Origin of the sequence: Enterobacter cloacae, assembly GCF_011078175.1 — a bacterium.
GTDB classification, from domain to species: Bacteria; Pseudomonadota; Gammaproteobacteria; order Enterobacterales; family Enterobacteriaceae; genus Enterobacter; species Enterobacter cloacae_Q.
On record NZ_JAALCJ010000013.1, the window covers coordinates 13,612 to 32,238 of the forward strand.

General features: G+C 57.6%; 17 protein-coding genes. 4 read left to right on the forward strand and 13 right to left on the reverse strand.

All coding sequences use genetic code 11. The features are described from left to right. Nucleotides 1-17 precede the first annotated feature (17 nt). Nucleotides 18-905, reverse strand: coding sequence for a LysR family transcriptional regulator (locus G6Q29_RS20240; RefSeq protein ID WP_165466898.1), 888 nt, complete (start codon nucleotides 903-905; stop codon nucleotides 18-20). Between the two features lie 102 nt (nucleotides 906-1,007). On the opposite strand from G6Q29_RS20240, the gene G6Q29_RS20245 reads away from it, so the two are divergent. Both G6Q29_RS20245 and G6Q29_RS20250 read left to right on the forward strand, forming a co-directional pair. Beyond that, nucleotides 1,008-1,418, forward strand: coding sequence for a CidA/LrgA family protein (locus tag G6Q29_RS20245; RefSeq protein ID WP_165466899.1), 411 nt, complete (start codon nucleotides 1,008-1,010; stop codon nucleotides 1,416-1,418). Further along, nucleotides 1,411-2,100, forward strand: a complete 690-nt coding sequence (locus tag G6Q29_RS20250; protein ID WP_165466900.1) for an LrgB family protein — start codon at nucleotides 1,411-1,413, stop codon at nucleotides 2,098-2,100. The genes G6Q29_RS20245 and G6Q29_RS20250 overlap by 8 nt, the downstream gene beginning before the upstream one ends. 32 nt (nucleotides 2,101-2,132) lie before the next feature. On the opposite strand, the gene actP is transcribed toward G6Q29_RS20250, so the two are convergent. From actP to acs, 3 genes are all read right to left on the reverse strand, one after another. Further along, nucleotides 2,133-3,782, reverse strand: coding sequence for a cation/acetate symporter ActP (actP, locus tag G6Q29_RS20255; protein WP_165466901.1), 1,650 nt, complete (start codon nucleotides 3,780-3,782; stop codon nucleotides 2,133-2,135). Next, complete coding sequence (locus tag G6Q29_RS20260; RefSeq protein ID WP_165466902.1) at nucleotides 3,779-4,093, reverse strand: DUF485 domain-containing protein; 315 nt, start codon at nucleotides 4,091-4,093, stop codon at nucleotides 3,779-3,781. Before G6Q29_RS20260 ends, actP begins: the two co-directional genes overlap by 4 nt. 138 nt (nucleotides 4,094-4,231) lie before the next feature. Further along, nucleotides 4,232-6,190, reverse strand: coding sequence for an acetate--CoA ligase (gene acs / locus G6Q29_RS20265; protein ID WP_165466903.1), 1,959 nt, complete (start codon nucleotides 6,188-6,190; stop codon nucleotides 4,232-4,234). A 423-nt stretch (nucleotides 6,191-6,613) separates the two neighbouring features. On the opposite strand from acs, the gene gltP reads away from it, so the two are divergent. Beyond that, nucleotides 6,614-7,927: a glutamate/aspartate:proton symporter GltP gene (gene gltP, locus G6Q29_RS20270; RefSeq protein WP_165466904.1), complete on the forward strand. Its 1,314-nt coding sequence runs from the start codon at nucleotides 6,614-6,616 to the stop codon at nucleotides 7,925-7,927. An 80-nt stretch (nucleotides 7,928-8,007) separates the two neighbouring features. Here gltP and G6Q29_RS20275 read toward each other — a convergent pair whose 3' ends face one another. From G6Q29_RS20275 to fdhF, 3 genes are all read right to left on the reverse strand, one after another. Beyond that, nucleotides 8,008-8,682, reverse strand: coding sequence for a tetratricopeptide repeat protein (locus tag G6Q29_RS20275; RefSeq protein ID WP_165466905.1), 675 nt, complete (start codon nucleotides 8,680-8,682; stop codon nucleotides 8,008-8,010). 121 nt (nucleotides 8,683-8,803) lie between these two features. Further along, on the reverse strand, nucleotides 8,804-8,956 hold the full coding sequence (locus G6Q29_RS20280) for a Hok/Gef family protein (protein ID WP_047726086.1): 153 nt from the start codon (nucleotides 8,954-8,956) through the stop codon (nucleotides 8,804-8,806). A gap of 321 nt (nucleotides 8,957-9,277) precedes the next feature. Continuing rightward, a complete protein-coding gene (fdhF, locus tag G6Q29_RS20285) occupies nucleotides 9,278-11,425 on the reverse strand; it encodes a formate dehydrogenase subunit alpha (protein ID WP_165466906.1) in 2,148 nt (715 codons plus the stop codon). 257 nt (nucleotides 11,426-11,682) lie between these two features. On the opposite strand from fdhF, the gene G6Q29_RS20290 reads away from it, so the two are divergent. Beyond that, nucleotides 11,683-12,414: a response regulator gene (locus G6Q29_RS20290; RefSeq protein ID WP_165466907.1), complete on the forward strand. Its 732-nt coding sequence runs from the start codon at nucleotides 11,683-11,685 to the stop codon at nucleotides 12,412-12,414. Here G6Q29_RS20290 and G6Q29_RS20295 read toward each other — a convergent pair. The 6 genes from G6Q29_RS20295 to G6Q29_RS20320 all read right to left on the reverse strand — a co-directional run bounded on the left by G6Q29_RS20295 (nucleotide 12,396) and on the right by G6Q29_RS20320 (nucleotide 18,544). Continuing rightward, entirely contained in the window at nucleotides 12,396-13,415 is a 1,020-nt protein-coding gene (locus tag G6Q29_RS20295; protein ID WP_165466908.1) for a carbohydrate kinase family protein, read from the reverse strand. The two genes, G6Q29_RS20290 and G6Q29_RS20295, sit on opposite strands and share 19 nt — an antisense overlap. Continuing rightward, on the reverse strand, nucleotides 13,415-14,275 hold the full coding sequence (locus G6Q29_RS20300; RefSeq protein ID WP_165466909.1) for a ketose 1,6-bisphosphate aldolase: 861 nt from the start codon (nucleotides 14,273-14,275) through the stop codon (nucleotides 13,415-13,417). The genes G6Q29_RS20295 and G6Q29_RS20300 overlap by 1 nt, the downstream gene beginning before the upstream one ends. 10 nt (nucleotides 14,276-14,285) lie before the next feature. Continuing rightward, nucleotides 14,286-14,972: a D-lyxose/D-mannose family sugar isomerase gene (locus G6Q29_RS20305; RefSeq protein WP_165466910.1), complete on the reverse strand. Its 687-nt coding sequence runs from the start codon at nucleotides 14,970-14,972 to the stop codon at nucleotides 14,286-14,288. An 89-nt stretch (nucleotides 14,973-15,061) separates the two neighbouring features. Next, nucleotides 15,062-16,003, reverse strand: a complete 942-nt coding sequence (locus tag G6Q29_RS20310; protein ID WP_165466911.1) for an ABC transporter substrate-binding protein — start codon at nucleotides 16,001-16,003, stop codon at nucleotides 15,062-15,064. Nucleotides 16,004-16,031: 28 nt separating this feature from the next. Next, on the reverse strand, nucleotides 16,032-17,027 hold the full coding sequence (locus G6Q29_RS20315; RefSeq protein ID WP_165466912.1) for an ABC transporter permease subunit: 996 nt from the start codon (nucleotides 17,025-17,027) through the stop codon (nucleotides 16,032-16,034). A gap of 2 nt (nucleotides 17,028-17,029) precedes the next feature. Beyond that, the gene (locus G6Q29_RS20320) at nucleotides 17,030-18,544 is read right to left on the reverse strand and encodes a sugar ABC transporter ATP-binding protein (protein ID WP_165466913.1); all 1,515 of its coding nucleotides are present in this window, start codon (nucleotides 18,542-18,544) and stop codon (nucleotides 17,030-17,032) included. Nucleotides 18,545-18,627: the final 83 nt, after the last annotated feature.

Genomic DNA, 18,627 nt, shown 5'->3' on the forward strand with positions numbered 1-18,627 from the left:
CCCCTATGGGGAGAGGGTTAGGGTGAGGGGGCCCAAAACCCCTCACAGCATTGCAGCCACGCCTGCGCGCTGTGCGACAGATAGACCCCTTCACGCCAAATCATCCCCAACTGCCAGTGCAGCTCGCTCTCCAGCGGGATCCAGCGCAGCGTGTTTTTATCCAGCCGCTCGCAAATCGGCTGCGGCAGAATGGCAATCCCCACGCCAGCCTGCACCATCGCGGCCAGAAAATCCCACTGACCGCTGCGCACCGCAATGCGTGGCTTCACATTATGTTGGTTAAACAGCGTCATCAGCTGGCGGCTTAAGGCGAAGTCTTCGTTGTAGATCAGCAACGGATGTTCGCCGAGCAGTTCGGGTTTCACCGAGTCAATTTTCAGCCAGTCACCGGAGCGCGGTACGAGTACGCACAGCGGATGGCTGAACAACGGCAGTGTTGCCAGACCGCTCTCTTCCTCTACGGGGAGGGCCGTCATCGCCACATCCAGCTCGCCGTTCATCACTGCCTGCTGGACGGTCAGGCCGCCAAATTCAGAAATTTTCAGCTCAACGCCGGGGTAGCGCTGACGAAACAGGCTAATCGGCCCGGCCATCATCATGCCGACCATCGGCGGAATACCGAGCCGCAGCAGCCCTTTAGTAAGGTGGTTGATATCCGCAAGTTCGGCCTCAAGCTGGCGGAACTCCGCCAGGATCGCCAGCCCGCGTTCGAACACCACGCGTCCGGTGTCGGTCAGCAACAGCTTGCGCCCGTCGCGGATCAGCAGGGTACAGTTCAGTTCATCTTCGAGGTTTTTCAGCATCTTGCTGATAGTCGGCTGGGTAACAAACAACTTCTCCGCTGCGCGGGTAAAACTTTGCTGGCGAACCACCTCGACAAAATAGCGCAGCGTTCTTATGTCCATGATTATTCCTCGAAACTATACCTTCGATGATTTTAATTCATTTCTGTCCCTGACGTGCGCTCACTATACTGACGCTTCGTCTCAATGTTGAGGAAAACCCCCATGGCCGTGGCGTTAAGTCGTGTTACGCCTGCCGTTGTGCAACGACTCCAGGTACCGGTTCAGGTACTGCTCTATGCCGGACTGTTCGTTTTTGCGGAATATCTTGTCGACTGGCTGCATCTGCCTCTGCCTGCCAACCTGGTAGGAATGGTGCTGATGTTGACGCTCATTCTGTGCCGCATTATCCCCCTCCGCTGGGTTCGCGCCGGCGCGCGCTGGCTGCTGGCGGAGATGCTGCTGTTTTTCGTGCCTGCCGTGGTGGCGGTGGTGAACTATGCTCAGCTGTTGACGATCGACGGCTGGCGCATCTTCGCGGTTATCGCCCTGAGCACGCTGATGGTATTGGGCGCCACTGCCTGGGTGGTGGATAACGTCTATCGCTTTGAAATCAGCAGGCAGAAGCATGACTAACGTCCAGATAAGCGTGCTGTGTCTGATTGCGACCATCGTAATCTACTTTGCCAACAAGCGCCTGTATCGCCGCTTTCGCGCGCTACCGCTCATGCCGCTGGTGTTCACCCCCATTTTGCTGGTGCTTATGCTGGTCTTCGGCCATATCTCCTGGCAGAACTACATTGGTGAATCCCACTGGCTGCTGTGGCTGCTCGGCCCGGCGACCATTGCCTTTGCCGTTCCCGTGTACGACAACCTGAATATTATTAAACGCCACTGGATGTCGCTCAGCGCAGGCGTTCTGACTGCCACGGTGGTAGCGGTGTGTAGCTCGGTCTGGCTGGCGCGGCTGTTTACCCTGTCGGATGAAATCCAGCGCAGCCTGGCGGTGCGTTCGGTGACGACGCCGTTCGCGCTGGCGGCCGCAAAACCGCTCGGCGGGCAGCCGGATCTGGTGGCGCTGTTTGTGGTGGTGACCGGCGTCTTCGGCATGGCAGTGGGGGACGTGCTGTTCCTGCGGCTCTCTATCCGCGAAGGGATGGCGAAAGGGGCGGGATTTGGCGCGGCGTCGCACGGCGCGGGTACGGCGCGATCGTATGAACTGGGGCAGCAGGAAGGCGTGGTGGCAAGCCTGGTGATGATGCTCTCGGGCGTGACGATGGTGCTAATTGCGCCGCTGGTGGCGTGGGCGATGTTTTAAGCTCCCCGGCCAGCGCGGCCGGGGAGAAAGGCTTAGTGTGCGCGGCCCTGCTCAACGCCAAGGCCGGTTTGTGAGCGAATAAACTGGGCGCGGAATTTCTCGCGCTCCAGGTTACCTTCCGGCGAGTTGTCGGTGGCCGAGAAGACCCAGATACCGATAAACGCCACGGCAATGGAGAACAGCGCCGGGTACTCATACGGGAAGATGGCGCTTTCGTGACCAAGGATCTGCACCCAAATGGTCGGGCCCAGAACCATCAGGATCACCGCCGTCAGCAGCCCCAGCCAGCCGCCAATCATCGCCCCACGGGTGGTCAGTTTTGACCAGTACATGGAGAGCAGGATGATCGGGAAGTTACAGCTTGCCGCGATCGAGAAGGCCAGCCCCACCATAAAGGCGATGTTCTGCTTCTCGAACAGAATACCGAGCAAAATGGCGACCACGCCCAGTACCAGCACGGTGATCTTAGAGACTTTCAGCTCATCGCGCTCGCTCGCGCCTTTACGGAAGACGTTGGCGTAGAGGTCGTGCGAGACCGCAGAGGCACCGGCCAGCGTCAGCCCAGCGACCACCGCGAGAATGGTGGCAAAGGCCACGGCAGAGATAAAGCCGAGGAACAGGTTGCCGCCCACCGCGTCGGCCAGATGCACCGCCGCCATGTTGTTACCACCAATCAGCGCACCCGCCGCGTCTTTAAACGCCGGGTTCGCACCCACCAGCATGATCGCGCCGAAGCCGATGATGAAGGTCAGTATGTAGAAGTACCCCATAAACCCGGTGGCGTAGAACACGCTTTTACGCGCTTCACGCGCATCGCTCACGGTGAAGAAACGCATCAGGATATGCGGCAGGCCAGCGGTACCGAACATCAGGCCGAGACCGAGCGAGAGCGCGGATATCGGATCTTTCACCAGTCCGCCCGGGCTCATGATGGCTTCCCCTTTCGGATGGACCGCCATCGCTTCGGTAAACAGGTTATTGAAGCTGAACCCGACGTGCTTCATCACCATAAAGGCCATAAAGCTGGCGCCGAACAGCAGCAGGACCGCTTTGATAATCTGTACCCAGGTGGTCGCCAGCATGCCGCCGAACAGGACGTACATCACCATCAGCACGCCGACCAGCACCACGGCGATGTGGTAGTTCAGGCCGAACAGCAGTTCGATCAGTTTTCCCGCGCCGACCATCTGGGCAATCAGATAGAGCGCCACCACCACCAGCGAACCGCAGGCGGAGAGGGTACGAATCGGCCCCTGCTTCAGGCGATAGGAGGCGACGTCAGCAAAGGTATAGCGCCCCAGGTTACGCAGGCGCTCGGCAATCAGGAACAGAATGATCGGCCAGCCGACGAGGAATCCGAGGGAGTAGATCAGGCCGTCATACCCTGAGGTATAGACCAGCGCGGAGATCCCGAGGAAGGAGGCGGCGGACATAAAGTCCCCCGCGATCGCCAGACCGTTCTGAAAGCCGGTAATGTTGCCGCCCGCGGTGTAATAATCGTTACGGGAACGCACGCGTTTCGACGCCCAGTAAGTGATGTACAGCGTCAACACCACGAAAATCAGGAACATGATAATCGCCTGCCAGTTCGTTGGCTGGCGCTGGACTTCGCCGGTAATGGCATCTGCCGCGTGGGCGGCAAAAGGAAGTGTGGCGGCTAGCGCCGTCAGGATCCGCTTCATGATGCTTTTACCTCACGCAGAACTTCTTTATTAAGACGATCGAATTCACCGTTGGCGCGCCAGACGTACACACCGGTGAGCACAAACGAAATGATGATAACGCCAATCCCAATCGGAATACCGCGCGTGACGCTGGTACCCTCGTGCAGCGGGGTGCCCAGCCAGTGCGGCGCAAAGGCGATCAGCAGAATAAAGCCGACGTAGATAATCAGCATGATGATGGAAAGAATGAAGGCAAACCGTTGCCGTTTTTCGACGAGCTCCCTGTAGTGCGCACTATTCTCTATCTGCTGACAAATATGGTCATTCATCACAGAGTCTCCAGAGGTTTATAGGGTAGGTGTTTGTAGTTATTCCCTCTCCCTGTGGGAGAGGGTTAGGGTGAGGGGAGAAGGTGCGATCGGATGCCCTCACCCCGGCCCTCTCCCACAGGGAGAGGAAGAAAACATTTACGAAGGCATTGCGATGGCCTGCTTCTCTTCGAGCAGTTTGTCCACCACGCCAGGATCCGCGAGCGTTGAGGTATCGCCGAGGTTGCTGGTGTCACCCGCCGCGATTTTGCGCAGAATACGACGCATAATCTTGCCGGAACGGGTTTTCGGCAGCGAGTCGGTCCAGTGCAACACGTCCGGCGTGGCAAGCGGGCCGATCTCTTTACGTACCCAGTTGCGCACCTCGGTATACAGCTCTGGCGACGGCTCTTCGCCGTGGTTCAGGGTGACGTAGGCGTAGATCGCCTGGCCCTTTATGTTGTGCGGAATGCCGACAACCGCCGCTTCGGCAATCTTCGGATGCGACACCAGCGCGGACTCAATCTCCGCCGTGCCCAGACGGTGGCCGGAGACGTTCAGTACGTCATCCACGCGCCCGGTGATCCAGTAATACCCGTCTTCGTCCCGGCGCGCGCCGTCGCCGCTGAAGTACATGTTTTTAAAGGTCGAGAAGTAGGTCTGCTCGAAGCGTTCATGGTCGCCGAACAGGGTGCGCGCCTGGCCCGGCCAGGAATCCACAATCACCAGGTTACCCTCGGTGGCTCCTTCCTGCGGGTTGCCTTCGTTATCCACCAGCGCAGGCTGCACGCCGAAGAACGGACGGGTGGCCGAACCGGCCTTCAGCTGCGTGGCGCCAGGCATTGGGGTGATCATAAAGCCGCCGGTTTCGGTCTGCCACCAGGTATCCATCACCGGGCACTTCTCGTTGCCGATTTTCTTCCAGTACCACTCCCAGGCTTCCGGGTTGATGGGCTCGCCCACGGAACCGAGGATGCGCAATGAAGAGCGGTCAGTGCCTTCGATAGCTTTATCGCCTTCCGCCATCAGCGCACGGATTGCCGTTGGCGCGGTGTAGAGAATGTTGACCTGATGCTTATCGACCACCTGACACATACGCGCCGGCGTGGGCCAGTTCGGTACGCCTTCAAACATCAGCGTCGTTGCGCCGCAGGCCAGCGGACCGTACAGCAGGTAGCTGTGACCTGTGACCCAGCCCACGTCGGCGGTACACCAGTAAATGTCGCCCGGATGGTAGTCGAAAACGTATTTAAAGGTCGTGGCCGCGTAAACCAGATAGCCGCCGGTGGTGTGCAGTACCCCCTTCGGCTTACCGGTGGAGCCGGAGGTATAAAGGATAAACAGCGGATCTTCCGCGTTCATCTCTTCCGGCTGGTGTTGGTCTCTTGCGTTCTCAATCAGATCGCTCCACCACAGATCACGTCCCTCGTTCCAGTCGATTTTGCCGCCCGTGCGTTTGAAGACAATGACGTTGTTGATGGATTTCACGTTCGGATTCTTCAGTGCTTCATCGACGTTTTTCTTCAGCGGAATGCCACGCCCGGCGCGTACGCCCTCGTCAGCGGTGATCACCAGCTTCGAGTTCGAGTCAACGATGCGCCCGGCAACCGCTTCAGGGGAGAAGCCGCCAAAGATAACGGAGTGGATCGCGCCGATGCGCGCGCAGGCCAGCATAGCCACCGCGGCTTCCGGCACCATCGGCATATAGATCGCCACCACATCGCCTTTTTTGATGCCCTGGGCCAGCAGCACGTTGGCGAAGCGACAGACGTCGCGATGCAGCTCTTTATAGGAGATGTGTTTGCTCTGGGAGGCGTCGTCGCCTTCCCAGATAATGGCCGTTTCGTTGCCGCGTCCCGCAAGATGACGGTCCAGGCAGTTCGCCGCCAGGTTCAGCGTGCCATCTTCATACCATTTAATGGAGACGTTGCCTGGCGCGAAAGAAGTGTTCTTGACCTTCTGATAAGGTTTGATCCAGTCGAGGATGTGGCCCTGTTCACCCCAGAATGCGTCAGGGCTGGAAATGGATTGCTGATACTTCTCCTGGTACTGCTCCGGGCTTATCAGGCAACGGTCCGCAATGTTTGCGGGAATGTCGTGTTTGTGTATTTGGCTCATGGCTTTTTTTCTCCTTGTAAGATGTTAATAATATGTCGCAAAAACGTTAATAGTAGGGGCTTTACAAGCTTTGTTTAGTATTTGGGCGACAGATCACGCATTGTCTGAAGAGTATGAAAATTGAGCGAATGAAACTTTGAAGGTGAATAATTAACCAGAAGGATTATTCACTTTTTTGAGGTGAAAATATTTTGTATAACAAATGGTTATTTATGCGAATTGCTATAAATTACCGACATTGACCTTTTTTGCAGTGAAATGCCTCGTTCTTTAACGCTTGCGCAGCATGCGGTGCAAATGATACTCATACGCCGCGTTAAAAAATTCCATAAACCAACGCAACACAATTCATACCCTTTCAGTATGTCTCCATATTCATGCAGTCTGGATGGTGCGGAGATTTCATTGAGGAAGTCAGTTTTTATGAAAAATTTGAAAGTCAGCCTGGCCTGGCAGATCCTGCTGGCCCTTGTGCTGGGCATTTTGCTGGGCAGTTACCTCCATTATCATAGCGACAGCCGCGAGTGGCTGATTGCGAATCTGCTCTCTCCTGCGGGAGATATCTTTATTCATCTGATCAAGATGATTGTGGTGCCAATTGTGATCTCGACGCTGGTGGTCGGTATTGCGGGCGTCGGCGATGCGAAGCAGTTAGGCCGCATCGGTGCGAAAACCATTATCTATTTCGAAGTGATCACTACGGTTGCCATCATTCTTGGCATCACCCTGGCAAACGTGTTCCAGCCAGGTTCCGGGATCGATATGTCGCAGCTGGCAACGGTGGACATTTCGAAATATCAAAGCACTACCGCTGACGTGCAGAGCCATTCGCACGGTCTGATGGGGACTATCCTGTCACTGGTGCCGACCAACATTATCGCGTCCATGGCGAAGGGCGAGATGCTGCCGATCATCTTCTTCTCGGTACTCTTTGGTCTGGGACTTTCTTCCCTGCCCGCGACGCACCGTGAACCACTGGTGACCGTGTTCCGCTCTATTTCCGAAACCATGTTCAAAGTCACCCACATGGTGATGCGCTATGCGCCGGTCGGGGTATTCGCGCTGATTGCGGTGACCGTAGCGAACTTCGGCTTTGCCTCTCTGTGGCCGCTGGCGAAGCTGGTGATTCTGGTGCACTTCGCGATTCTGTTCTTCGCGCTGGTGGTGCTGGGCATTGTGGCGCGCCTGTGCGGACTGAGTATCTGGATCCTGATCCGCATCCTGAAAGATGAGCTGATTCTGGCGTACTCCACGGCAAGCTCCGAGAGCGTGCTGCCGCGTATCATTGAGAAGATGGAGGCCTACGGTGCGCCGGCGTCCATTACCAGCTTCGTGGTGCCAACGGGTTACTCCTTTAACCTGGATGGTTCGACGCTGTATCAGAGCATTGCGGCGATCTTTATCGCGCAGCTGTATGGTATTGACCTGTCGCTGTGGCAGGAGATCGTGCTGGTTCTGACGCTGATGGTGACTTCCAAAGGCATCGCAGGCGTGCCGGGCGTCTCCTTTGTGGTGCTGCTGGCGACGCTGGGCAGCGTCGGTATTCCGCTGGAAGGACTGGCGTTTATTGCCGGTGTGGACCGAATCCTCGACATGGCGCGTACCGCGCTGAACGTGGTGGGTAATGCGCTGGCGGTGCTGGTAATCTCCAAGTGGGAACACAAGTTCGACCGTAAAAAAGCGCTGGCGTATGAACGCGAGGTGCTGGGTCGTTTTGATAAAACGGCTGACCAGTAACATCCAAAGCCCGGTGGCGCTGCGCTTACCGGGTCTACGGGTTTTGTAGGCCGGGTAAGGCGAAGCCGCCACCCGGCACGTTATTCTCCGCTTAACGCATCAAACTCTTCACACCCGGTATCAAACCCTTCGGTACAGCTCAGGTTTAACCAGTAAAGTGCTTTCTGTTTATTCGGTGTGATAAAGCCTTCCTCACCCTGCCTGAACAGCATTCCTGCCCAGTACTCCGCATAGCCCGTCCGGGACAGAGCCGAACTCCGCTTGAACCACGACGCGGCCTGCACGTCATCCTGGGGGACTTCAACGCCGTTGGCATAGATCAGCCCCAGCAGCTGTTGCGCGTCTACCGCCGAGTCGCTATCAATGTCTTCGGTCGCCGATTGCAGCAGTGCGATGGCCTGCGGGTAGTCGGTTTTGCCCGCCTGCGTGTTCACCAGCACCCGCGCCAGCATGATCGCGCCGCGTTTGCTGCCCGCAATGTTTGCCTGCTGGGCCAGGGCTTTGGCCTGAGCATAGTCGCCCTGCGAAAAGTGGATTTGCGACAGCAGCGCCATGGCGTCGACGTCACCGCCTTTTGCCGCTTTTTCCGCCCACTGCGCCGCCTGCGCGCTGTCGCCGGAACTAAACCAGGTATCGGCAAGATAATACTGCGCGCGCGCATCGCCCGCTTCAGCCTGCTTTTTATACTGGCTGCCTATCTCATCGGCCTGGGCAAACGCGGTTAAAAATAACAACATCAGAAAAAGGGTTTTCATGGATTCTTATCATCTGGGTACACGCCGCGCAGTATAATCGCGGTGACAGAAGAAAAAAACGGGTGCGTTAAGACCTCAGCTTCCTACAAGCCGGGCGGAACAGCGGTTCCGCCCGAAGAGGTTAGCCTGCGTTACAGGCTAATTTCGCCGCCACCTCCTGATGTTCACTCTTTATTGAAAACTCACATAACTTATCGCGAGTAATAAAGGTAAAGATCACTATCGTCAGGCAAATAATAAAGACGATGCCTAACGCAGTTTTTAATGGCGTCATGCCTTTTACTCCTTGCTTACAAAAGAATAAGAGGCTACTCTCAACCTGATGGTTGTTGAGGTGTAGCCTCGGGTAAATGTAAATTTCCCGGGGCTTTCCACTTTCTGTCCCTCAACAATGCTCAAGACAGAAAGTCTTAAGCACCCGCCGCATATCTTATCCCTCTGAATTAAAATGCAAAGATGTAATTAATTGTCGCGCAAATTACATGTTTTCTGCGAGATGCTTTCAGAAATATATATAGATGTAATTAATAAAGATGCCAGAAATAATAATGGGGTGAATATTTCACCCCATTGAGTCAGCGATTAATTAACGGTTTCATCCCATTGCGCTTTCACGCAGGCGGGCCTTCAGCTTGTTATATTCGTCAATCACATACTGTTCCGCAGCGTGTTGATCCGCTATTGGTTCCACGTTTACGGCGCAGTATTTATACTCCGGCGTTTTGGTTATCGGGCTTAAGTTCTCCGTCACCAGCTCGTTACAGGCGCCAATCCACCACTGGTAGGTCATATAGACCGCACCTTTGTTCGGACGGTCACTGACCTGCGCGCGGGTAATGATGCGGCCTTTACGCGAGTTCACCCACACCAGCGCTTCATCTTCAATACCGAGCCGTTCGGCATCGGCGGTGTTGATCTGCGCGTAGCCCGGTTCATCGGCCAGCGCCGCCAGCGCGGCGCAGTTGCCGGTCATGGAACGGCAGGAGTAGTGGCCCACTTCACGCACGGTGGAGAGCACCATCGGATACTCGTCGGTGAGCTTATCGATCGGCGCGACCCAGTCGCAGGTGAAGAACTGCGCCAGCCCGTTCGGGGTGTCGAACTTCTCTTTAAAGAGGTATGACGTCCCCTGATCGGATTCTGACTCATCCCGGCACGGCCACTGGATGTAGCCCAGCTCACCCATTTTTTCATAGGTTGCCCCATAAAAGTCCGGGCACAGATGCCGCAACTCGTCCCAGATCTCCTGGGTGTTGTTGTAGTGCATCGGGTAGCCCATGCGGGTGGCGATTTCGCTGATGATCTGCCAGTCCGTTTTCAGATCCCACTTCGGCTCGACGGCCTTGAAAAAGCGCTGGAAGCCGCGGTCTGCCGCCGTATAGACACCTTCATGCTCGCCCCAGGAGGTCGACGGCAGAATCACATCCGCCGCCGCCGCGGTTTTGGTCATAAAGATATCCTGGACAATCACCAGCTCCAGATCCTCAAAGCCTTTGCGCACCGCAGACAGCTCGGCGTCGGTTTGAAGCGGATCTTCACCCATGATGTAGGCCGCACGCACTTCGCCGTGCGCCGCGCGGTGCGGCAGCTCGCTGATGCGGTATCCGGTGTGTGCCGGCAGGCTCTCCACGCCCCAGGCTTTCGCGAATTTCTCGCGGTTCTCCGGGAATTTGACGTACTGGTAGCCCGGATAGGTGTCCGGCAGCGCGCCCATATCACACGCACCCTGCACGTTATTCTGACCACGTACCGGGTTCACGCCCACATGCGCTTTACCCAGATTGCCGGTCAGCATGGCGAGGCTGGTGAGCGAGCGCACGGTTTCCACGCCCTGGTAGAACTGGGTCACGCCCATGCCCCACAGAATGGCGGCGGTTTTCGCCCCGGCGTACATTCGCGCCGCCTGGCGAATCTCCTGCGCGCTGACGCCGGTTATCGCCTCCACCGACTCCGGCGTATAGCCTTCGACAATCTTGCGATACTCTTCAAACCCTTCCGTACGGCTCGCGACAAACGCCTGGTCGTAGAGGTTCTCCTCAATAATGACGTGCCCCATCGCATTCAACAGCGCGATGTTCGAGCCGTTTTTCAGTGCGATGTGCATATCCGCAATGCGCGCGGTTTCAATTTTGCGCGGATCGCAGACGATGATTTTCGCCCCATTCTGTTTGGCGCGAATAACGTGATTCGCGACAATGGGGTGAGAATCCGCCGGGTTATAGCCGAAAATGAACACCAGATCGGTGTTATCTATCTCGTTGATGGCATTACTCATTGCGCCGTTACCGACCGACTGGTGCAGACCTGCAACCGATGGGCCGTGTCAGACGCGCGCGCAGCAGTCGACGTTATTGGTACCAATAACGGCGCGCGCGAATTTTTGCATCACATAGTTGGTTTCATTCCCGGTTCCGCGTGAGGAGCCGGTGGTCTGAATCGCATCCGGGCCATACTTGGCCTTGATGGCGCTAAGTCGCGTGGCGACGTAATCCAGCGCTTCATTCCAGGAGACGGCTTCCAGCTTGCCGCCGCGCTCGCGGCGGATCATAGGGCTTTTCAGGCGCGGGGTGAGGATTTGGGTATCGTTAATAAAATCCCAGCCGTAGTACCCTTTCAGGCACAGCGTGCCCTGGTTGGTTTTACCCTGCGCCGCTTCCGCCCTGACGATTTTGCCGTTATCGACCACCAGGTGGATCTTGCAACCTGAGGCACAATAAGGGCAAACCGTGACGACTTTTTTCATCACTTTGCTCCAGTTAAACAGTTCTTACCTGCCCAATATGCAGCTTCTATGCCATGTTTTTACTATGGGTATTTACCTGACTTTACGACCCTTTGCAGGGCAAAACCCTGACGAAAAACAGCCAATCGTCAAAATTGACGTGTCGAAAGGGCAGGGGATGTGACATGGATTGAATTTCCGTCACGTAAAAAACAATTCGGCTGGAGCCGGCGGCAGAATGGTTCAGACTTAACATAATTCCCTGACGGAAGCATGCGATGAAACCGGCGATTCTGGTGGTTGATGATGATGTCGCAGTTTGCGAACTGCTACAGGACGTGCTCAGCGAGCACGTCTTTACCGTGCTGACGTGTCACACCGGTCAGGACGCGGTGAACCGTGTCCAGCAGGACCCCGGCATTGCGCTGGTTCTGCTGGACATGATGCTGCCGGATATCAACGGATTACAGGTTTTACTGCAACTGCAAAAGCGGCGACCATCGCTACCGGTGGTGATGCTGACGGGGCTGGGAAGTGAATCGGATGTGGTCGTCGGGCTGGAAATGGGCGCAGATGATTACATCGGAAAACCGTTCAATCCGCGCGTGGTGGTCGCCCGCGTTAAGGCGGTACTGCGTCGTACCGGCGCGCTGGACGCGGAGCCTGCCGCGCCGCGCGTTGAAGGTATTGCCTTTAACGGCTGGACGCTGGACACCACCCGCTGCGAGCTGAGCGATCCGCAGCGTAATACCGTGCCGTTAACCCAGGGCGAATACGGCCTGCTGCTGGCATTAACGCAAAACGCCCGCCGGGTACTGAGCCGTGAACAGCTGCTGGAGCTGACCCACAGCGAAAGCGCCGAGGTCTTTGACCGCACTATCGACGTGTTGATCATGCGGCTGCGGCGAAAAATTGAGGTCAATCCGCACCAGCCTTTGCTGATCAAAACCATTCGCGGTCTGGGCTATGTTTTTGCCACGGACGTTTCCCATCATGAGAAAGCCGCCTGACCGTTCTCCTGAATAAACGCCTGAAGCTCGGCCAGCGTTTTCGCGCCGTCAATCGCATTGGCCGCCAGCAGGCTGGCCCGCGCGCAGGCGTGCGCCAGATAAATACTCTCCGTCAGCGGAAGGGATTCATGACAGCCGTATAAAAAGCCCGCGCAAAACGCGTCGCCCGCGCCGACGCTGCCGATAATCTCGTCCTGCGTCAGCTTCCACGACGGAACCCATTGCCCTTCTTCACCCGGCGCTTCACCCCATGCCCCTTCCGGACAGTGGATCACCACCCGCTGCCGCACGCCTGCCGCCAGCAGCTGTGCGGCAGCGTCGGCGATATGGGCCATGTGAAGCGCACCATGGTCGTCGCGGATCTCAAGCCCGCTAAACTCCCCGGCTTCCAGTTCGTTGATCACCAGATAATCAAGATGACGCAGGGCAGGGAGAACCAGCGGCTGATAGCGCGGGTCGCCCTTGCGGGAAACCAGATCGAGCGAGGTTTCATACCCCTGATCGCGCATCTGCGCCAGTAACCGCGCGCTGCGGGTGCCAAACTCGTCGTCCGGCATGTCCAGGCTGTCAAGCAGCAGCAGGTAGCCGAGATGGAAGATCTTCAGCGATCCGTCGAGGTGATCGAAGGCGGGAAGATCCAGCAGGCGATTGGCGCCCGGCGAGTGGAAAAAGGTGCGCTGTCCACTGGGGTCGGTCATCACCTGCGACATAGACGTCGGGGCGGACGTCGTGCGCTGAACCCGCTGGCGGTTGACGTGATACTGGTCGAGCATCGCCAGAATATAATCTCCGTCGCTGTCTTCTCCAGTCAGCCCCACCGCCTGTAACGGCAGGCCGACGTGCATTTTCGCCAGCGTCAGCAGAACGTTGAGCGGCGCACCGCCGGTTGAGCGTTCGCTGTGGGTGATTTCCGCCAGCCAGCCGCGCTCCGGCCACTGCACGATCTGGTGAACGTGATCCACCAGCATGTTGCCTGCGGCAATAATCCCTTTGCGTTCCATTATGCCTGCCCCGCGCTGCCGAAGATGCGCATCTGCTCCGCGACCGTATCGGTAATCGCCTCTTCAATGCCCAGCAGCAGTTCGGCAAACTCATCGTACAGCGGCTGGCGGTTGGCCATGCGTTGCTCAACGGCGCCGAGCGCGGCCTGCGACATACCGGTATAGAAGTTGATTTTATGAATGCCCAGCTCGATGGCGCGGCGGAAATCAGCATCGCTTATGCCAGAGCCGCCGTGTAAAACCAGCGGCAGGCCCGTCTGCTGGCGAATGGCGTCCAGACGCGGGAAATCAAGCTTCGGCTCGCCCTTGTATTTGCCGTGCGCGTTACCGATGGCGACCGCCAGCGCATCGATGCCGGTTGAATCAACAAATTCGCGCGCCAGCAGCGGGTCGGTAAAGAAGGCTTCATCCGCATGACCGTACAGCGCGCCGCCTTCATCCCCGCCGACTGCGCCCAGCTCCGCCTCCACCGAGACGCCCACCGCGTGGCACATTTTCACGACTTCCCGGGTCTGACGGATATTCTCTTCATAGCTCAGCGTGGAGCCGTCGAACATCACCGAGCTGAACCCTAAGCGCAAGGCGCGCACCACGGCCTCGAAATGTAGCCCGTGATCGAGATTCAGCACCACGGGAATGTCATGGCGGGCGGCTTCGAATTTCACCGCTTCCACCAGTGACTCCAGCGATACGTACTTAAAATGCACTTCCGCGATGTTGATGATAAACGGCGACCGTTCCTGCTTCGCTGCGGCAAAAAGCGCGCGCAGAAAATGGGAGTCGAGCACGTTGAACGCGCCCAGGGCGTAGCGGTGTTCCCTGGCATGCGTCAGACCGTCGGCAAGAGAAATCAATGACATCGTTCACTCCTTATATCCGAAAGAGGGTGTACTCGTTGCACAGCACCAGCACCGCCGGTTCGTCTTCTTCGATGGTGTTGTAGCGGTCAATGGGCTGTAAAAAGTGGTTGTCGTGCTCATCGTCATTCACCGACGACACTTCGCCCACCAGTACATCACCAAAGCCGCGCTCGCCCCAGAAACTGTGATACAGGCCGGGCGTCAGGCAGATGCTCTCCCCTGGCGTGAGGCGCAGCTGGCTGCCGGGCGCGTGCGTCTGCCGACAGCCATCTATCGTGACGGTCACGTCGGTGTTTTCGGTCTCTTCATGCGCGCCCGCATTCCATAACTCAATAATCAGATTCCCGCCGCCGCGGTTAATGATGTCTTCCCGCTTGCGCCAGTGGAAATGCATCGGCGTCACCTGGCCGTCGCGGACGTGCATGATTTTTTCGGCATAGCACTTTTCATAAGGCACGCCGTTGGGGGAGCCGTTGCGCAGGGTAAACAGCGTCAGGCCCTGGGTGGCAAAGCTGTTGCCGCCGAACGCGGTCACGTCCCAGCCGAGCCTGAGGTCAAAGACTTCCTGCCATGCGGCCTGGTCAAGCTGCTGCCATTTTGTCGGCGGAAAGCTGGCAAACGGGGGGAGATGCACGTCGTGCAGGGAGAAGAATTGCCGCGTGTGGCCGAGGATTTCATTGATGTCGGAGCGTTTCATGGGGACTCCTTGAGTTTTTTGCCGCCCCCTCACCCCGACCCTCTCCCGGTGGGAGAGGGTTAGGGTGAGGGCATCAGGCCGCACCGGGGTTACTTAACCGTCCATCCCTTATACGTGCCGACGTTCTTTTTATCGATCAACGTCACCGGGATCAGCACAGGCTCTTTCGGCGCGGGTTTGCCCTGAAGAATGTCATAGCCGATCTCCACCGCCTTCGCCGCCATCACCTGCGGATCCTGCGCCGGCGTCGCCACAAACAGGGAGTTTTCGCGCTTCAGGGCTTCTTCACCGTCCGGGCTGCCATCCACGCCAACGATAAAGAATTCATTGCGTTGCGCCTGTTTCGCCGCCAGATCTGCGCCGATCGCCGTCGGATCGTTAATCGCGAATACGCCGTCGATCTTCGGATTCGCCGCCAGCAGAGAGGTCATCACCTCCAGCCCACCTTCACGGCTGCCTTTGGCGTTCTGGTTATCCGAGAGCACCTTGATGTCAGGATGACGCTTGAACTCGGTCTGGCAGCCTTCGACGCGGTTTTGTACCGCAGAGACCGGCGGTCCGTTGATGATCACCACGTTGCCTTTACCTTTCAGACGGTCGGTTATGTACTTACAGGCCATTTCCCCCGCCTGGGTGTTATCGGAGGTGATGGTCGCATCGGCCCCTTCCGCCGCCACGTCAACCGCCACGACTACGATCCCCGCCTCTTTGGCGCGTTTTACCGCCGGGCCGATCCCTTTGGAATCCGCGGCATTGAGGATGATCATGTCCACTTTCGCCGCAATGAAGTTATCGATCTGCGCCACCTGCTGGCCCAGATCGTACCCGCTGGAAACCAGCGTTACCTTGACGTTATCCCCCGCCAGCTTGCGCGCTTCCAGCTCGGCACCTTTGGTGATCTGCACGAAGAACGGGTTAGCCAGGTCGCCCACCGTCACGCCGATGGACTTCAGATCTTTTGCCTGCGCAAACGGGGTTGCGGCCAGCAGCGCGCCAGCACAGAGCGCGGTCACTAAGGGCTTCAATCTCATGCTGTATTCCTCACGTAGGGTATTGTTGTTATGCACTTTGATGGTGTCGGGTACGGTATTTGTCGATCAGTACCGCAATGATGATCACCGCACCTTTGATCACCAGTTGCCAGAAGTAGGAGACGCCCATCAGCGTCATGCCGTTGTTAAGGGTGGCGATGATCAAGGCCCCCACCAGCGTGCCGGTGATCGTACCAATCCCGCCAACGAAGCTGGTGCCGCCGAGGATCACCGCCGCAATCGCATCCAGCTCGTATCCCGTGCCGAGGTTGCCGTTGGCGCTGTAGAGACGCGAGGCGCTCATCACCCCGCCTAAACCCGAGAGCAGGCCGCTCATGCCGTAGACAAACAGTAGCACCAGCCAGACCTTGATACCGGTTAAGCGTGCCGCCTGCATATTGCCGCCGACCGCATAGATGTGAACGCCGAGGGTTGTGCGACGCAGAATAAACCAGCACACCACAATCACCGCCAGGGCGATCGCTACCAGCCAGGGTACGGGACCAAGATAGTTATTGCCGATCCACTCGAAGCTGATGTTGGAGTTAATGACCGTGGTGCCGTCCGCCAGCAGATAGGCCACACCGCGCAGCGCCGTATAGGTGCCGAGCGTGACGATAAACGGCGGCAGCCCGGCAAAGGCCACCAGCGCGCCGTTAAATAGCCCCAGCACCATACCGAGCATCAGCGCCGCCGGAATGGAGAGCATCGCAAATTCAGGGATGAGCGAGACCACCATCGCCGCCACCGCCGTGGTGCCCAGAATCGAGCCCACGGAGAGGTCAATCCCGCCGGTCAGGATGATGAAGGTCATCCCGGCCGCCAGAACAATGTTGATCGACGCCTGCCGGGTAATGTTGAGCAGGTTACTTTCGGTGAAGAAATTAGGGGCGATAAAGCCAAATACCGCCACAATCAGGATTAAAATCGGCAAAATGCCGATCGTTTGCATCAGATCGCTCATCAGCATTTTTTTTGCGGAGGCGGATTTCGCCACCTGCTGCGGATGGGTTGGAGTTGTCATAATTACACCGCCTGATGATGTGTGTCGTTCACGCCGGTTGCCAGCGTCATAATGTTTTCCTGAGAGATATCGCGTCCGTGGAGTTCACCCGCGATGCTGCCTTCCCGCATCACGTACACGCGGTCGCTCATGCCCACCACTTCCGGCAGCTCGCTGGAGATCATCAGAATCGCCACCCCTTTGCGCGCCATCTGGTTCATGATGCGGTAGATCTCGCTTTTCGCGCCGACGTCCACGCCGCGCGTGGGTTCGTCCAGAATCAAAATGCGCGGGCCTATCGCCACCCAGCGGGAGATGAGCAATTTTTGCTGGTTGCCGCCGGAGAGCCCGCCCGCGCGTACCTGAGAATGGGGCACGCGGATATTGAGCAGGGCGATGGCGTCTTCGGAAATAGACTGCGCTTTTTTGCGGTTCAGCCAGCCGAAGGTGGCGTCGCGCTCCAGCGTCGCCATGGTGATGTTCTCCTGCGCCGCCAGCTCGAGAAACAGCCCCTGCTCCTTGCGGTTCTCGGTAAGAAAACCGATGCCGTTCTCAATGGCCGCGCGCGGGGAATGGATCACCACCGGTTCGCCGTCGACCTCGATCATGCCGCCGGTGGCTTTGCGCACGCCGAAGATCAGCTGCGCCAGCTCGGAGCGTCCGGCGCCGACCAGCCCCGCTAGCCCGACGATTTCTCCGGAGCGCACCTGCAAACTGCACGGTTGCACTTTTTTGCCATCCGTGAGGTGGTGCACGTTAAGTCGCGGGCTGCCGAGGGGAATATCGCGCTCTTTATTAAACAGATCGCTTAACGGACGGCCCACCATCATGCGCACCAGTTCGGACGCGTTGAGCTTGTCGCGCGTCAGGCTGCCGACGTACTGTCCGTCGCGCAGCACGCTGACGCGGTCAGAAAGTTCATACACTTCCGCCATGCGGTGGCTGATATAGATAATCGCCATCCCTTCATCGCGCAGGCGCAAAATCAGTTCGAACAGGCGGTGGGTTTCGCGCGAGGAGAGGGCTGCGGTAGGTTCGTCCATCACCAGAATGCGGCTGTTGCGGTGCAGGGCGCGGGCGATCTCCACCTGCTGCTGTTCGGCGATGGTCAGCTTCATGACCAGGTCGGTGGCGCTGAACTGCGCGCCGAGACGGTCAATGACCGCCTGCGCCTGGGCGGCCATCTCTTTGCGCTGGACCAGCCCGCCGCGCGACAGCTCGCTGCCGAGAAAAATGTTTTCCGCCACGGTCAGGTTAGGAGCAAGCTGCATCTCCTGGTAAATCAGGGTAATGCCTGCGGCCAGCGCATCCTTCGGACCTTTAATGTGAAACGGCTGACCGTCGATGAGGATGTCGCCGCTGCTGGCGGTATAGGCGCCTGCGAGGATCTTCATCAGCGTGCTCTTCCCGGCGCCGTTTTCCCCCATCAGCGCGTGGATCTCACCGGGGAAAACCGTCAAATCCACACCCTTGAGCGCGTGGAAATTGCCAAAGGTTTTGGCAATGTGGCGCATCTCTAAAACTGGGGTTCTGCTCATGGCGGATCTCCTGTGAATGTCGATATCTGCACTTCATCACAGGCGCGTAAATGCAAAATGTCAGAAGCTGTTCATATTTGTCA

Excerpts from the sequence above, each read along its gene's own strand:
- G6Q29_RS20305 (WP_165466910.1), bottom strand. The coding sequence starts at position 14,972 with ATGAAACGCTCCGACATCAATGAAATCCTCGGCCACACGCGGCAATTC.
- G6Q29_RS20310 (WP_165466911.1), bottom strand. The coding sequence starts at position 16,003 with ATGAGATTGAAGCCCTTAGTGACCGCGCTCTGTGCTGGCGCGCTGCTG.
- G6Q29_RS20250 (WP_165466900.1), top strand. The coding sequence starts at position 1,411 with ATGACTAACGTCCAGATAAGCGTGCTGTGTCTGATTGCGACCATCGTA.
- G6Q29_RS20240 (WP_165466898.1), bottom strand. The coding sequence starts at position 905 with ATGGACATAAGAACGCTGCGCTATTTTGTCGAGGTGGTTCGCCAGCAA.
- acs (WP_165466903.1), bottom strand. The coding sequence starts at position 6,190 with ATGAGCCAAATACACAAACACGACATTCCCGCAAACATTGCGGACCGT.
- actP (WP_165466901.1), bottom strand. The coding sequence starts at position 3,782 with ATGAAGCGGATCCTGACGGCGCTAGCCGCCACACTTCCTTTTGCCGCC.
- G6Q29_RS20320 (WP_165466913.1), bottom strand. The coding sequence starts at position 18,544 with ATGAGCAGAACCCCAGTTTTAGAGATGCGCCACATTGCCAAAACCTTT.
- gltP (WP_165466904.1), top strand. The coding sequence starts at position 6,614 with ATGAAAAATTTGAAAGTCAGCCTGGCCTGGCAGATCCTGCTGGCCCTT.
- G6Q29_RS20300 (WP_165466909.1), bottom strand. The coding sequence starts at position 14,275 with ATGTCATTGATTTCTCTTGCCGACGGTCTGACGCATGCCAGGGAACAC.
- G6Q29_RS20275 (WP_165466905.1), bottom strand. The coding sequence starts at position 8,682 with ATGAAAACCCTTTTTCTGATGTTGTTATTTTTAACCGCGTTTGCCCAG.
- G6Q29_RS20290 (WP_165466907.1), top strand. The coding sequence starts at position 11,683 with ATGAAACCGGCGATTCTGGTGGTTGATGATGATGTCGCAGTTTGCGAA.
- G6Q29_RS20295 (WP_165466908.1), bottom strand. The coding sequence starts at position 13,415 with ATGGAACGCAAAGGGATTATTGCCGCAGGCAACATGCTGGTGGATCAC.
- G6Q29_RS20280 (WP_047726086.1), bottom strand. The coding sequence starts at position 8,956 with ATGACGCCATTAAAAACTGCGTTAGGCATCGTCTTTATTATTTGCCTG.
- G6Q29_RS20245 (WP_165466899.1), top strand. The coding sequence starts at position 1,008 with ATGGCCGTGGCGTTAAGTCGTGTTACGCCTGCCGTTGTGCAACGACTC.
- G6Q29_RS20260 (WP_165466902.1), bottom strand. The coding sequence starts at position 4,093 with ATGAATGACCATATTTGTCAGCAGATAGAGAATAGTGCGCACTACAGG.
- G6Q29_RS20315 (WP_165466912.1), bottom strand. The coding sequence starts at position 17,027 with ATGACAACTCCAACCCATCCGCAGCAGGTGGCGAAATCCGCCTCCGCA.